The sequence below is a fragment of the Pseudomonas sp. LB3P93 genome (assembly GCF_054898025.1).
Genome location: NZ_CM142713.1, coordinates 3,131,402 through 3,147,379, shown reverse-complemented (window position 1 = coordinate 3,147,379; position 15,978 = coordinate 3,131,402). Strand labels below are relative to the sequence as shown.

10 protein-coding genes are annotated in these 15,978 nt (G+C 56.0%); 5 read left to right on the top strand and 5 right to left on the bottom strand.

All coding sequences use genetic code 11. The features are described from left to right. The first annotated feature begins 113 nt into the window (after positions 1-113). Positions 114-1,616 carry an ATPase domain-containing protein gene (locus tag ACYZT8_RS14310; RefSeq protein ID WP_461982084.1) on the top strand — a complete coding sequence of 501 codons (1,503 nt, stop codon included), beginning with the start codon at positions 114-116 and terminating at the stop codon, positions 1,614-1,616. 14 nt (positions 1,617-1,630) lie between these two features. Further along, positions 1,631-3,283, top strand: coding sequence for an ATP-binding protein (locus tag ACYZT8_RS14305; protein ID WP_461982468.1), 1,653 nt, complete (start codon positions 1,631-1,633; stop codon positions 3,281-3,283). Positions 3,284-3,313: 30 nt separating this feature from the next. On the opposite strand, the gene ACYZT8_RS14300 is transcribed toward ACYZT8_RS14305, so the two are convergent. The 5 genes from ACYZT8_RS14300 to ACYZT8_RS14280 all read right to left on the bottom strand — a co-directional run bounded on the left by ACYZT8_RS14300 (position 3,314) and on the right by ACYZT8_RS14280 (position 9,858). Then, the gene (locus tag ACYZT8_RS14300) at positions 3,314-3,691 is read right to left on the bottom strand and encodes a response regulator (protein WP_131058583.1); all 378 of its coding nucleotides are present in this window, start codon (positions 3,689-3,691) and stop codon (positions 3,314-3,316) included. 77 nt (positions 3,692-3,768) lie between these two features. Further along, entirely contained in the window at positions 3,769-4,950 is a 1,182-nt protein-coding gene (locus ACYZT8_RS14295; RefSeq protein WP_461982082.1) for a hybrid sensor histidine kinase/response regulator, read from the bottom strand. Next, positions 4,944-5,537, bottom strand: a complete 594-nt coding sequence (locus ACYZT8_RS14290) for a chemotaxis protein CheB (protein WP_461982080.1) — start codon at positions 5,535-5,537, stop codon at positions 4,944-4,946. Before ACYZT8_RS14290 ends, ACYZT8_RS14295 begins: the two co-directional genes overlap by 7 nt. Further along, on the bottom strand, positions 5,534-6,367 hold the full coding sequence (locus ACYZT8_RS14285) for a CheR family methyltransferase (protein ID WP_461982078.1): 834 nt from the start codon (positions 6,365-6,367) through the stop codon (positions 5,534-5,536). Before ACYZT8_RS14285 ends, ACYZT8_RS14290 begins: the two co-directional genes overlap by 4 nt. Continuing rightward, positions 6,367-9,858, bottom strand: coding sequence for a response regulator (locus ACYZT8_RS14280; RefSeq protein WP_461982076.1), 3,492 nt, complete (start codon positions 9,856-9,858; stop codon positions 6,367-6,369). The genes ACYZT8_RS14285 and ACYZT8_RS14280 overlap by 1 nt, the downstream gene beginning before the upstream one ends. Before the next feature lie 258 nt (positions 9,859-10,116). Here ACYZT8_RS14280 and ACYZT8_RS14275 point away from each other — a divergent pair, with 258 nt between their 5' ends. The 3 genes from ACYZT8_RS14275 (at position 10,117) to ACYZT8_RS14265 (ending at position 15,836) form a co-directional block, all read left to right on the top strand. Next, positions 10,117-10,476, top strand: coding sequence for a response regulator (locus ACYZT8_RS14275; protein WP_461982074.1), 360 nt, complete (start codon positions 10,117-10,119; stop codon positions 10,474-10,476). Between the two features lie 182 nt (positions 10,477-10,658). Beyond that, positions 10,659-14,426, top strand: coding sequence for a hypothetical protein (locus tag ACYZT8_RS14270; protein ID WP_461982072.1), 3,768 nt, complete (start codon positions 10,659-10,661; stop codon positions 14,424-14,426). Between the two features lie 108 nt (positions 14,427-14,534). Next, positions 14,535-15,836 (top strand): glycosyltransferase, encoded by a 1,302-nt coding sequence (locus ACYZT8_RS14265; RefSeq protein ID WP_461982070.1) that lies wholly within the window; start codon positions 14,535-14,537, stop codon positions 15,834-15,836. The last annotated feature ends 142 nt before the right edge of the window (positions 15,837-15,978 follow it).

Here is a 15,978-nt window from a genome sequence, read left to right as displayed (position 1 = left end):
ACGCCAACAAAAAGGTTGAACCGTCGCAACGGCAAAAGGTCAAGTGATCAGGCAGTCCATTCAGGCACTTCAGGCCTGCTGCCTCGCTTCCCCTAGTCATGAGAGGGTTTTTTTTGTCTACATCTAACGAGTTGTTCAGTGCAAAAGCCGCCACCGGCATCGAAGGTCTGGATGACATCCTGGCCGGTGGATTGTCTCGCGGCCATGTGTTTTTGCTTGAGGGTGAACCCGGAACCGGCAAAACCACCGTCGCCTTGCATTTTCTGTTGGCCGGCGCCCGTGCCGGCGAGCGCTCGTTGTACATCACGCTTTCAGAAACCGAGCGCGAACTGCGCCAGGGGGCGTTGTCCCACGGTTGGGAGCTGGATGAACACATCCACATCTTCGAGCTGACCCCGCCTGAAAGCCTGCTCAATGCTGACCACCAGCAGAGCCTCCTGTATTCCTCGGACCTTGAGCTGGGCGAAGCGACCAAACAGATTTTCGAAGTGGTCGAACGGGTCAAGCCGACCCGCGTGGTCCTCGACAGCCTTTCCGAAATCCGCTTGCTGGCCCAGAGTTCCCTGCGTTATCGCCGGCAGATTTTGGCGATCAAGCATTACTTCGTGCGCTACGACGCCACCGTCCTGTTGCTGGACGACCTGACCACCGAATCCCTCGACAAGACCGTCCACAGTGTGGCGCACGGGGTGGTTCGCCTTGAAGAACTGACGCCCAACTATGGTGCCGAACGCCGGCGGATCCGCGTGGTGAAGTACCGCGGTCAGAAGTACCGTGGCGGTTTCCATGACTTCACCATCATGGGCGACGGCGTTCATGTATTCCCTCGTCTCGTCGCCGCTGAACACCGCGGCGGTTACAACCGCCAGCAGTTGACCAGCGGCATCAAGGAAATGGACGCCCTGCTCGGCGGTGGCATCGAGACCGGTTCCAGCACGCTGATTCTCGGCCCGGCCGGTACTGGCAAGTCGCTGATCTCGATGATCTTCGCTGCGGCCGCCGTCTCCCGGGGTGAGAAAGCCGCGCTGTTTATCTTCGACGAGGAACTGGGACTGCTGTTCGAGCGCATGAAAAACATGGGCATCGACCTGCAAGCGCTGCAAGACACCGGCAACCTGCTGATCGAGCAAGTCGACGCCGCTGAGTTGTCCCCCGGCGAGTTCTCCCACCGGGTTCGTCGGTGTGTCGATGAGCGAGAAATCAAAACAGTGGTGATCGACAGCATCAACGGCTATCAGGCCGCGATGCCCGAGGAAAACGCACTGGTGCTGCACATGCACGAGCTGCTGCTGTACCTCAATCGCCGAGGTGCCGCGACGTTCATGACGGTGGCCCAGCATGGGCTGGTCGGGGACATGCAGGCGCCGGTCGACATTACTTATCTGGCTGACACGGTGATTCTTTTGCGTTACTTCGAAGCCCTGGGCAAGGTCCGCCGGGCCATTTCCATCATTAAGAAACGTACCGGCAGCCACGAATCGACCATTCGCGAATATCGCATCAACAGCACGGGCATGACGATCGGTGAGCCTTTGGACGCGTTCCAGGGTGTGTTGCGCGGCGTACCGACTTATCTGGGCGCGAGCCAGCCACTTCTCAAGGATGATGTCCGGTGAGGGTGGCCGAGGCGATGTCCGAGCGCGCGATCATCCTCGCGCCGCTGGGACGCGACAGCCAGATCGCGCTGATGATGCTAAACGAGGCGGGATTCGAAGGCCTGGTTACACGGGATCTGATCACGCTGTGCAGCGAACTCGCGCAAGGTGCCGGCCTGCTGTTGATTTCTTCGGAAGCCTTGTTGGGGTGTGATCTCGAACCGCTGCTGGGCCTGATCGAGCAACAACCGGCCTGGTCAGACCTGCCGATCGTACTGCTGACCCACCACGGCGGTCCGGAACAGAACCCTGCGTCGCGGCTCGGCCCGCAATTGGGCAACGTGACCTTCCTCGAGCGCCCGTTTCATCCGGTCACGTTGATCAGTCTGGTCACCACCGCGTTGCGTGGACGACGACGGCAGTATGAAGCCAGGGACCGGTTGATTGATCTGAGCCAAAGCGAACTGCGCCTGCAAAACACCCTGGAAACCCTCGAACAACAGGTTGAGGAACGTACCGCCCAACTGCGACACAACGAAGAAGCCCTGCGCCAGTCACAAAAAATGGAAGCGGTCGGCCAACTCACCGGCGGCATCGCGCACGACTTCAACAACATGCTGACCGGCATCATCGGCAGCCTGGAGCTGCTGCGTCGACGCCTGGCCCGGGGTCGCACCGAGGACCTGGACGGCCTGATCGATCTGGGGGTGACCTCCGCCAATCGCGCGGCAGGCCTGACTCATCGTCTGCTGGCGTTTTCACGACGCCAGTCGCTGGATTCAAAACCCGTGGAAATGAACACCCTGGTGGTGTCCATGGGCGAACTCTTGCAGCGCAGCATCAACGAAAGCATTCAGCTGGACATGCAACTGAGCGAGGACCTGTGGGTGGCCGAGGCCGACCCCAATCAACTCGAAAGCGCCCTCCTCAACCTCGTGCTGAACGCCCGTGACGCCATGCCTGAAGGCGGAAAACTGGTGGTCAACACCTCAAATCAACACCTGGACAAAGGCTTCACTCAGGTCCACAGCAACCTGCAACCAGGTGATTACGTGGTACTGAGTGTGACCGACACCGGCTGCGGCATGCCGGAGGGCACGATCAGCAGGGCTTTTGACCCGTTCTTCACGACCAAACCGATCGGCCAGGGCACGGGTCTCGGCTTGTCGATGATTTACGGTTTCAGCAAGCAGTCCCACGGCCACGTGACCATCGAGAGTGAAGTGGGTAACGGCACGACGGTGAGTCTTTATCTGCCGCGCTACAACGGGGATCTGGTCGAAGACACACGGGTCGATATTGCACACGCGCCTTACGCCCAGAACGGTGAAACCGTGCTGATCGTCGAGGATGATCCGGCGGTACGCGTGCTGGTCAGTGCGGTACTGAGTGAATTGGGCTACGCCTTCGTCGAAGCGGGCGATGCCGATAGCGCGGTGCCGATTCTCGACTCCGGCCAGCGTATCGATCTGTTGATCAGCGATGTGGGATTGCCCGGAATGAATGGCCGGCAACTGGCAGAAATCGGTCGGCAGTATCGGCCTGATCTGAAAGTGTTGTTCATCACCGGTTATGCCGAACACGCGGCGGTGCGCGGCGGCTTCCTCGACCCTGGCATGCAGATGATCACCAAGCCGTTCACCTTCGACCTGTTGACGGCCAAAGTGCGGGAGATGATCCGAATCTGAAAGCCCCCATGGCGGGGGCTTCGGGGCTGTTTAAGACAGCATTTCCTGCATGATCTCTTGCAACACATCCAGATCGAACGGTTTGCCGAGGATCGGCGCCTTGCGCGTGATCGGGCTGTCGGTTTCGCGGATTTCCTGCGGATAACCGCTGATAAAAATCACTTTGAGTTCCGGTCGCAGCTTCACGGCGGGCTCTGCGATCTGCACGCCGGAAATCCCGCCGGGCAGGCGAAAGTCAGTGATCATCATGTCCAGGTGTGGCTTGCTCGCCAGTATTTCGAAGGCCTGCTCGCCGTTTTCGGCCTGCAGTACCCGGTAACCCTCACCCGACAAGTAAGCGGACAATACCATCAGAATCGAGGGGTCATCCTCGACAATGAGTACTACATCTTGTGCATCTTCACTCATGGGAAGCCTTTGTTCGGTCAATAGCTGCTGATACGACCATGGGGTCGATCAGAGGTTGCGTTTATCGGGCTGTTTTCCTACAGCGGCAGACAAACGCGAAATAAGGCGCCCTCGTTGATCTTGCTCTCGACGGCGATGGAACCGCCATGGGCGGCGACGATCTGTTCGGAAATAAACAGCCCCAGTCCCAGCCCCGCGACCACGGTTTTGGCTGACACTCGCTCGAACTGTTGAAAAATACGCTTCTGGTTTTCTTCACTGATACCGATCCCGCGATCCTGCACTTCAACCCGTGCCTGACCCTCGTGGCAGTAGACCCTGACATCGATCCGGCTCTTGCCACCATAACGCAAGGCGTTGGTCAGCAGATTTGAAATCACTTGTTCGATACGAAATTCGTCCCAGTTGCCGACCACTGGCTGTTCAGCCGTAAACGTAACGGAACACTCGGCGGCGTCGACCTGCGGCGCGAAGTTTTGCAACAGATTGCTGACCAATTGCACGAGGTCAAACTTCGTCGTGCGGATCGACAGCTTGCCGGTGCGAATGCGCGAAACATCCAGCATGTCTTCAATGAGCCGGATCAGGCTTTTGATCTGCCGCTCGTCCCGGTCGACCATGGCGTGCATCTTGTCGAGGGTGAACGCTGACGCGTTGTCCCGGGCCAGGTGCATCTTGCGCAACTGTGTTTCGAGGATCAGGCCATTGAGCGGCGTACGGACTTCGTGGGCGACGATCGACATGAAGTCATCACGCATGCGCACCGCTTGTTCCAGCTCATTCTGGGTGGTCTGCAATTGCTTGAGCAGCGCTTCCTGCTCGCGGCGAGCCTGTTCCAGTTCTTCGACCTGCTGCTTCATCGCCTTGCTCTGGCGATACAGGTCGACGAACACGTTGACCTTGCTCTTGACCGCATGAATGTCCAGCGGCTTGTGCAGGAAGTCCACGGCACCGCTTTCGTAACCCTTGAACGCGTAGTTCAGCTCGCGGCCGGCGGCACTGACAAACACAATCGGGATGTTCTTGGTTTTTTCCGTGCCGCGCATTAACTCGGCCAGTTCAAAGCCGTTCATGCCCGGCATCTGCACATCGAGAATGGCCATGGCGAATTCGTGTTGCAGCAGCAACGACAAGGCTTCGTCGGCGGACAAGGCTTTATAGACGATGCGGTCTTCACGCTTGATCAGCGCCTCAAGCGCCAGCAGGTTTTCCGGCAGATCATCGACAATCAGCAGTTTGGCTTGGATGTTACTCAGCATGCTATTCGTTCCAGCTCGACAAGCAGACGGCCGATGCCGCGTATAGGGAGAATGTGGTCCGGGTGATGCAAATCCAGCGCTGCCCGAGGCATGGTTGCGACCTGGGCTTCGTTCGGGTCCTGCACGATGGTCAGGCCCCCGCGACGTTTTACCTGGGCCAGACCGCTGGCGCCGTCGCGGTTCGCGCCGGTCAACAGGACAGCGGCCAAGGCCGGGCCGAAAGCATCGGCAGCCGACTCGAACAGGAAGTCGATGGCGGGCCGCGAGTAATGCACGCGGTCTTCCAGACTCAGGGAAAAGGTGCGGTCATGCTCCACCGACAAGTGATAACCGGGCGTCGCGAAATACAGCGTTCCCGCTTCGACCTGCGTCTTGTCCCGGGCCTCCTGAACAGGCATGGCCACCCGCCGATCGAACACTTCGGCCAAGTGGCTACGACGCTCGTCAGGCAGGTGCAGCACCACAATGATCGGCAGCGCGAAGCCTTCGCGCAGAGGGCTTAGGATGCCCAGCAACGCCTCCACCCCACCGGCCGAAGCACCGATCACGACAGCCTCCACAGAAGGCAAATCCGCTGCATTGTTCATGATTTACGGTAGATCCGTTCTTGTTTGACCAAGGGCACAAACTGGTTGCCGAAGGCCGAAAAATCCGGGGTTTCCTTACTGCCCAGCACCAGGAATCCACGATGGCAAAGGGATTCATGGAACAATCCGAACGCCCGGTCCTGAAGCTTTTTATTAAAGTAGATCAAAACATTACGACACGAAATTAATTGGGTTTCTGAGAACACGCTGTCGGTCGCCAGACTGTGATCGGCAAAGGTCACGTTCTCACATAAGGTCTTGTCGAAAATCGCATAGCCATAGGCCGCCGTGTAGTAGTCGGCGAACGAGCGCTGGCCACCTGCCTGTTGGTAGTTATGAGTGTAGGCGCGGACGTTCTCCATGGAGAAAATCCCTTGCTTGGCCTTCTCCAGCGAACGCGGATTGATGTCGGTGGCGTAAATAATGGTGCGATCGAGCAAGCCTTCTTCGCGCAGCAGAATCGCCATCGAATAGACTTCTTCACCCGTGCTGCAACCGGCAATCCAGATCTTGATCGACGGATACGTCTTGAGCAGTGGCACCACTTCGTTGCGGATCGCCAGAAAATGCGAAGGGTCGCGAAACATCTCGCTGACCGGAATCGTCAGCAATTGCAGCAACTGCATGAACGCGGTCGGATCGTGCAGCACCTTTTCTTGCAAGGCCGAAATGGTATTGCACTCAAATTGCACCAACGCATGCTTGACCCGACGTTTGATCGAAGCGCCAGAGTAGTCGCGAAAGTCGTAGCTGTACTTGAGGTAGATCGCCTCGATCAACAACCGCAATTCGATCTCGCTGTTTCGCTCCACTGAGTTAATGCGTTCCACTAAATGCGTTCCATCTTCGGTAACCACACGCGAATCAGCGAGAACAGGCGATCCAGGTCGATGGGCTTGGCCAGGTAATCGTTGGAGCCGGCTTGCAGGCAGCGCTCCTGATCGTCTTTCATGGCCTTGGCCGTGACTGCAATGATCGGCAGCTTGCGCCAGCGCGGGTCCTTGCGGATCTCGATGGTGGCTTCGAAACCATCCATCTCCGGCATCATCACGTCCATCAACACCAGATCGATGTCCTCGACTTCATTCAGTTTTTCAATCGCTTCGCGGCCGTTCCGGCCGATGACCACGACTGCTCCCTTTTGCTCCAGCGCACTGGTCAGGGCGAAGATGTTGCGAACATCGTCGTCCACCAGCAGCACCTTGCGGCCCTCGAAGACCTTGTCGCGGCTGCGCGCGGTCTTGAGCATCCGTTGGCGTTCATGGGACAACCTGGATTCGACTTTGTGCAGAAAGAGTGTGACCTCATCCAGCAAACGCTCCGGTGAGCGAGCGCCCTTGATGATGATCGAACGCGAGTACTTGCGCAGTTCCGACTCTTCGTCCCGGGTCAGATTGCGTCCGGTGTAGACGATGACCGGCGGGAACGAGCAGATATCTTCGGTGGACATGCGCTTGAGCAGATCATTACCAAGCATGTCCGGCAGCTTCAGGTCGATGATCATGCAATCGAAAATAGTCGTACGCAGCAGATCGAGCGCTTCCTGGGCGAAACCGACGGCGGTGATCTCGATGTCTTCGTCGCCGATAAGGCGAGCAATGCTGTCGCGCTGCAAATCATCGTCTTCCACCAGCAACACTCGTTTGACCTTCTGGGTCAGCTTGGCTTCGAGACGGGCGAACACGTCCTTGAGTTCTTCGCGAGTGGTTGGCTTGACCGCATAACCGATGGCGCCCATGTGCATGGCGGCCTCGACCCGGTCTTCGACGGAAATCACATGAACCGGGATATGGCGTGTCTCGGCATGTTCTTTCAGGCGCTGCAAGACCGTCAGCCCGGAATGATCCGGCAGGCGCATGTCCAGCAGGATGGCGTCGGGAATGTACTCTTTGGCCAAGTCATACCCTTCGTCCGCACCATGGGCAACCAGGCACTGGTAACCCAGTTCGTGCGCCAGATCGTAGAGAATGTGTGCAAAGTTCGGCTCGTCTTCCACCACCAGAATGCAACGGGTGGTAAATGGCGCCTTGGTGCGGTCATCGTCGAAACGCGGGATATCGACTTCGGCAATCAACGGTACCAGCACGGGCGCTGCCGCTCTCGGCGCCATGGCGACCGGCGTGGCCTGCATCGGTGCAATCGGCACGTCGTTCGGTTCAACGTATTGCTGTGGCAGCACCAGAGTGAACACGCTGCCCTGCCCCGGTTCGCTGGTGACGCTGATCGAACCTCCCAGCAACGCGGCCAGGTCCCGGGAAATCGACAAGCCCAGGCCAGTGCCGCCATAACGGCGATTGGTGGTGCCGTCGGCCTGGCGGAAGGCTTCGAAAATGCTTTCCTGCTGGTGGGCGGCGATGCCGATCCCGGAATCGCGGACAATAAAGGCGATGCCATCGTTTGGCTGGGACGCCACCGTCAGGCTGACCGTACCTTTTTCGGTAAATTTCACCGCGTTCGACAGCAGGTTCTTGATGACTTGCTCCAGACGCTGGCGGTCGGTGAACAGCATCATCGGCGAACCGGGTTGCAAGTCGACCTCAAACTTCAGCTTCTTGTCAGCGGCCATCGGCTCGAACATCCCGCGCAGCCCATCCACCAGACGCGCAACGCTGGTGTTTTCAGGGCGCATTTCCAGCTTGCCGGCCTCGACCTTGGAAATATCGAGAATGTCGTTGATCAGATTGAGCAAGTCGTTGCCGGCGGAATAGATCGACTCTGCAAACTTCACCTGCTCGGCGCTGAGGTTTTCCTGAGGGTTTTCTGCCAGCAACTTGGCCAGAATCAACGAACTGTTCAGCGGCGTGCGAAGTTCGTGGGACATGTTGGCGAGGAACTCGGATTTGTACTTGCTCGAGCGCTGCAACTCTTCGGCGCGCTCTTCTAGCTGGACCTGGGCTTGATTGAGCTCGGTGTTCTTCAGGTCCATCGCATCGCGCTGATCGGCGAGGATCTGCGCCTGATCGGCGAGTTGTTCGTTGGTCTGCTCCAGCTCGACTTGCTGGGTTTCCAGGTGAGCCTGTGACTCTTTGAGAATCCGCGACTGCTCTTCGAGTTCTTCGTTGGCGGTTTTCAGTTCTTCTTGCTGAACTTGCAGCTCTTCGTTGAGTTGCTGGGTTTCGGCGAGTACTTCCTGCAAACGTTGACGATAGCGAGCGGCCTCGATCGATGTACCGATGTTGCCGGCAATCAACTCAAGCAACTCGATGTCGCGGTCGTCCAGCGGACGCAGGAAGCCCAGTTCGATCACACCGTTGACCCGGTCATCGTCGCTGGTTGGGACCACGAGCACGCTATGTGGCAAGCCTTCGCCCAGGCCCGAACTGACTTTGAAGTAGTCGCTTGGCACGTTGTCGAGACGAATCAGACGAGCCTGTTGCGCCACCTGGCCGACAATCCCTTCATCGCTGTAGATCTGCTGGTCGCGCTCTTCCTGCTCACGAGAAAAACCGTATGACGCCACACGCTTGAGGCCGCCATGTTCTTCGCGCACATAAATAGCGGCGACGGCCGAGCCCAGATACTGCGCGCAGAACTGCAGGATGTTGCGCCCCAACAGATTGAGGGAGAGTTGCCCCAACACTTGCTCGGCCAGTTCGGTCTGGCCATTGCGCAGCCACGCTTGCTGCTCCAGACGCGAGGCGCTGGCCTTTTGCGCAGCGAGGTTGGCGCTGTAATTTTGCGAAAGGTTGAGCAAATCACGACGGCCGATGTAGGCCAGCAAACCGCTGATACCGAGAATGAACAACAGGTAAAGGGTGATGCTCCAGATCGTGGTGCGGCGCACGTCTTCGTTGCGCGTGGTACGCAACTGCTGCTCCATGTCGATCACGTCTTCGAATTGCTTGCGGATCTCATCGGTAAGCCGCTTGCCCCGCCCGGCCTTGACGACACTGCGATAATCGCCGCTGGCGCGCTGCAGATCGATAAGCGACTGCGCGTAGTTGGCCCACTCCTGCTGCAAGGCCTGGAGCCGGTGCAGACGGTCGGTTTGAACCGGGTTGTCGGCAGTGAGTTCGAGCAAGGTATTGAGCGCGACCGCGATTCTCGGCTTGGCCGTTTCATAGGGGTCGAGGAAATGCTCATCGCCGCTGAGCAGAAAACCCCGCATCCCGGTTTCCAGATCAACGGTCAACTTCGCCGCTTCGTTGGCGTTATTGATCACCCGGTCGGTGTGTTCGACCCACTGGATCACCGACAGCAGGTAGGTGATCAGCGAGACAAAGAACACCGCACTGAGCACACCGACACCCAACGGCAGGCTGATGTTGCGGCTCAGGAGTTTACGGAATCGTTGCTCATCAACCGAAGACGCAGGGGTCATGGGAAGGCCTTGTCGAACTGTTCAAAACCAAGGAGTTTGCCCCAAAACTGGCACATTGATCCAATTTTCTGACGTGGATCCGGGCAAATCCCTGCATTTAGCTGCTCTCGGTCAAAGGAGCGGTTATCCTGCCGTCTCTTGTACAGCTATTCTTTTTTGCACAGCGTTGGGAACTTGTCGGGATCCGCGACTTACTCATGCAAGAGCCCGGCGATTTCGATCGACCGGCGACCCTGAATTTCACTTGAGAGCCCTCTTATGTCCTCCGCCCCGTCCATCATCCTGGTAGTAGAAGACGATGCCATCGTGCGCATGCTGATCGTCGACGTATTGGAGGAACTGGAGTTCAAGGTCCTTGAGGCCGATGGCAGCGAACAGGCGCTCGAATTTCTCAACGATGAAGACCAGCACATCGATCTGATGATGACCGATGTGGGTTTGCCAGTGATGGACGGTCGTGAATTGGCGACACAAGCCCGGATGCTGCGCCCTGAGTTGCCGATTCTGTTTGCCAGTGGGTATGCAGAGAGCATTGAGGTGCCGGCTGGCATGTCAGTGATCGGTAAACCGTTTTCCATTGATCAGTTGCGGGACAAGGTCAAGAGCATTATTAAATAGATTTATCGACAATCAACCCCCTTCAAATGGCAATGAAGGGGTGGCTTTGCATTGGCACGTTATAAATGACATAACTCAGAATGCCCAACACTAGCAAAACGCACTTACACAGCAATTCTTGATAAACGCAAGATAACTAAAGAGGATCTCTCAAACATAAACCCAAAACAAATGGCCCTGTCATGACTCTCAAACATGCAAACTCTCCAGCTCAACTATGCCTGTCCAGATCTGTCCCCTACTCCGCTGTTCAATATCACCCTATTCAAAGCGACACCCATGAGCGACAGGAAGTTGTGTACAAACTAAATCAGCGAGGAGAAGAGCTTGACCCTTCGCAAGTGATCACACTGAAAGGCGCCGTCATCTCACTGGAACCTGGTTCGACGCTTGATGACGCTCTGCAACCAGGCAGGGAACTGCTGCAGAAAATGTCCGAACACAACTCTTTCAAAAAATTAACGACAACCTTCAACCTTCCCGAGCACTCGCTGTTCGAAGTAACTTCCGACGGCGAAATAAATGCAAGACACGCTGGCAAAACACTTGGCTTTGCGAACGCATTCAAACTTGTACCGGATCTGAAAGATGATCTCCATACATTGGTTGAAATGGCGCAATTGACCGGCGGCGTCATCTCCCTCGCTGACCATGTCGAGTTGGCGCAATGGCTCAAATTTCATGGTTATGTTATTCCCCGAACCGCCGCCGAAGGTTCCAGGCTGACAGAATTCATGGAACTGAAGCCTCCAGTGAGTCCACCGCTTGGTAACTATTGGGAAATGATCAAAGCCGGGGGAGACAATTCAGTCACTCTTTCTGCCGTTCAGCGCAGCGAATTCCGCAAACTCATCGCCAGCTACATCAAGGATCAGTCGTTACTGGAGCATCTGGTCAATAGCATTTTTGGCGGACGGCCTACGCCTTTCAAACGCTCGGAGGCTGAGGACGTTCTTGAAAACCTCGTTTCCAGCCCCATCGCTTTTGACTGGGCCAACGCTTACGTGCGGGATCTGGGCTGGTATGGAGCACAAGAAAACCAACCCCAAGCAGATGAGTCGCTCAAGCAAATTATGCTGACTTCGCTCTTGCTCAATCTTCATCCGGGCGTCGGCGAACTAGAGCATCGCAATCATGTGGCAGGTTTCAACTTGTATGCTGTCGAGCACATGGAAAACTCCTTCGCCGATATTCAAACGGCATTCGAAAGGCACCTGATCGAGAACCACCGAATTACCGAAAGAGATGCGGCACTGGCCGCTCACCTGTTGTTGGCAGAGGTCGCACCGGAGTTTCTGGTCAGAGATTTACCTTCCACCCTGTTATTGGGAACGCCGCCATGGGTCGAATTTTGCCGGGTCGTCTCGGTGCAGGAAATCATTGCGCCGGGATCGACGCGCTCGATGACTTATGCAGAGCTACACCAACTGTCGAAGTTTGACTCGGTCTCCGAGTCGCGAAAGACGCTTGACGCTCTGGCTGCCGTGGACCCGGTGATTGATTGGGGGTTACTCAACAAGATCATCACGCCGGATGATGTATCGAAGTCGGTCTCGGACTCGCTTGAAGTGACATTAGGCGCGTACGACCGACATGCCAAGACGCTTGCCGAAACGGCCGAAACATTGTCTCGCCCCCTGCCAACTCGTAAAAGCGTCGCACTGGACATCCTCAAGCAGGTCGCCAAAGGATGTGCCTATCTTGAAAGTGACGTCCTTCACCAACGGAAAAATCGACCGCTGGAGGATGCTTACGCCGACCCGTTTCCCGTATCGCCTGTAGAACTGCACATGTCCAACGATCTGCGGACCGGTGACTGGGATCTGAAGAATGGCGAAAGTATTTACAAAGCGTTTCCCAAAATGCTCCCCAACCTGATTTCTCCTGACGGTGAGTTCTACCGTCGGTTCAATCGCGACTATGTGGTGCATGTAAAAGCAATGAACATGCATTTGAAGCAGGCTTTTTCATCAATGCCACTGCCTGATCGGACACGCCTGCTAGAAGGCAAGGTGACGATGTTCACCGTAAGACCGTCAGTCGCGAAACTCCACTCGATCACCAGCCTTCCCACGAATCCCATAGCGTCGACCATTGAAGCGGTCCTGAAGGTGACCGGGAGCAAACCCACTGAAAGTCATAAGGACATCGATGAGGCAAAGGGTCGCTACGGTGTCGTCATCTGTTCACACTTTGAAGGCCGAGTGACGTGTTACGAATTATTCACCTTGCACGGAACCTGTCGCGAGAACACCGAGCTGGCAGCGCTTATCCAAGAGGAAAACCTTTTAAACACAACCGTTCGCAGCAGTGAAAAAAACTACTCGCCTCCAGCGAAGGTGCTTCAGCTGCCCACGAACATCGAGTGTTATACCCATGGGGTCACACCCGGCGTCGTCAACGTCAGTCCTGGTGTGATCGAAAAAATCGGTGAGTTGTCAGCGTCTCCACTGGCACCGGGAATCAACGGTTACTACCAGAGTTTCTATTCCACAGAGTTCGACCCATTGGTGAATTTCGTACTCAAGCATCGGCCGATCGCGACCTACGATGAATTGGTGAAAGAGTGCTGGGGACAGACAAAACTGGAGGCAGTGCGCGCAAAACGGGAAAAGGATCTGGATACTTTTCTCAACTTTGTCGTGCCCTTCAAATCCTGCATCGAAGACCTGAACTCAGACGATCAGGATCGACAATTCCAAGGGGTAGCGGCCTGTACTTTAGAAGCCACGATGACCGTTCTGTTAGTCGTCGGCGCCGTCGCTCAGATTGCCAGTCTTGCCGCCAAAAGCATGAGCATTGCGACCAAGGCCGGCAAGTTCGCTTCGACGGGACTCGGATTGGTGGGCAGCCTGATCAATCCGCTGGACGGAGCATCCGACTTGTTTTTACATGGCGCAAAACTGTTGCGCAAAACGTGGCGCAGCAGTGTGGCCGCATTGGATAACGCGATTTTCGACGCGCGCAAATGGGCGGGCATAACGCCACACAGCCTACTGGCCGAAACCGTCGACCCTGACACTATTCGCCTGGGAACCTGGCGTCCCGCGCAAACTTCCCAAGAGGCCTTCCAGGTATGGGGGATACGCCGCAATGACGAATGGTACGCTCTGAACCGATTGGGCGAGCCTTGGGGAGCCAAACTGAAGGGATTTGATTTCAAACTCAAACTGCCCATCCCTCACTGGCATAAAGTCATGCCTAAAAGCTACGCTCGTACAGTGATCAAAGAAGGTTTACCACTCGCCAGCAAAAAAATAGACGATGCCATCAACGTATTGAATGACCCAACGCTGATTCAGGAATCGAATGCGGTTCTTGACCTTCTGCTTGGGAATGACACTTCCGCAGGTCGAAGTACTTACCGCGACTACCTGATGGCAGCCAGAGAGGATCTTTCAAATATCAAACCCGGCAACTTCATACTCGACAGCGGTAAAGAAAGCGATGCAATAGCCGAGCTGCATTGGGGGCTCTACAACGATTGGAAGAACGGCAACAAGGCACAAAACACCCATCACGAATTCATCAGGATCCACAGCAACAACTTCAACGAAGCTTATCGCAGGGATCATTTCAACCCGGGCATCACCGCCGATACTTTCGTACATGAAATTTTCCACGGCGCGCCGAAAACCAAAGATTTCGCCTACGCCGAACACAGCGGAATATATGAGCGTGGTTCTCAGCAACTGGATGTAACTCCACTCCTGAATCTCGCCAACGGCAAGATGTCCATGGGCCTGCCGAGCTTTCCAAATACCAACTACAACCGCGGCACGGCATTTAAAAATGCTGACTCGTTTGCATTGACGACATCGCTGCTGAGCCAATTAAAGACCAACAAGCAAGCGTATCAGCAGAATATAGCGATCATGAAAGCGGCACTCAAAAATGCCAACCATGAATACGTCAGCGGGCAGACACTGGTAAAAATCAACATTCTCTGAGTTTCAGACGTACCGAGTGACTGAAACAGGGCGCATGCGACCACCACTGTACTGTGTTTTAATTGCGCCCTTTTTTGCCCACTCGCTTGCTGCAAAGGATCACTGTTCATGACTCAGCCGCCCGCCACCAAAGTCCTGGTCATCGGTTACGTCTGGCCCGAGCCTCGTTCTTCGGCGGCCAGTGGGCATGTCATGCAAATCCTCGATACGTTCTTGCAGCAAGGCTGGGACATTACCTTCAGCAGTCCGGCCGGCACTGGCGAGCATCGGGCCGACCTGACGGCGTTGGGTATTCGCGAAGTGCCGATCGAGTTGAACAACAGCAGTTTCGACACGTTTATCAGTGAACTGGCGCCGGATATCGTGCTGTTCGATCAATTCATGATGGAAGAGCAGTTCGGATGGCGTGTAGAAAAACACTGTCCTGACGCGTTGCGTGTGCTTGAAACCTCGGATTTGCAAAGCCTGCGACACGCCCGGCATCAGCGCCTCAAGGACCGCTTGAAGGCAAGTGACGATAACAATGATTTCAGCGACCTGTTCGCGCCCGCGTTGCGTGAAGAGTTCGAATTGATGGCCGATACCGATCTGGCCAAACGGGAAATCGCCGCGCTGTATCGTTGCGACTTGAACCTGATGATCTCTGAAGTGGAAATAGAGTTGCTGGTCGAGCAGTTCAAAATGCCGCGCAACCTGCTGCATTGGTGTCCGCTGATGGTCGAACCGCCGAGCGTGCCGCCCGCCACCTTCGAAGATCGGGCGCACTTTCTCAGCATCGGTAACTTTCGACATGCGCCGAACTGGGATGCGGTGCTCTGGATGAAGAACGCGATCTGGCCGTTGATCCGCGAACAGCTTCCCAGCGCTCAATTGCACATCTATGGCGCCTATACGCCGCCCAAGGCCACTGCACTGCATAACCCGGCCCAGGGTTTTCATGTCATGAACTGGGCGGAAGATGCCTTGCAAGTGATGTCGGCGGCGCGCGTGTGCCTGGCGCCGTTAAGATTCGGTGCCGGGATCAAAGGCAAGATCATTGATGCAATGATTTGCGGTACGCCGAACGTCACCACACCGATAGGCGCGGAAGCCATGCACGGCGACGAGCCGTGGCCGGGATCGATCACCCGATCGGCCCAGGCGCTCGCTGATTGCGCCGTGCAACTCCATACAGACAAAACTCAGTGGTTGAAGGCGCAGACGTTCGGGCTGGAATTGCTGACGAATCGGTACCAACAGGGCACTCATGGGCCGGCATTGATTGCCAGAATAGAGGACTGCCGACATCGCCTGTCCTCTATTCGCCGAGATAACTTCACCGGCAGCATGTTGCGGCATCATCAGCACAAGAGCACTCAGTACATGTCGCAATGGATTGAAGCGAAGAATCGCTATAAAGAAGACGCCTGATACTAAAACAGGCCTGACGATACGTTTCGCATCAACCTTAGTTGGTTTTTTGATGGTTGGATGTTTATAAATAGGCACTGGATCGCTTAAAGTTCCAAGCAAACGATTGCACCATTAACTACTTGTCAAACATGCAAGGATG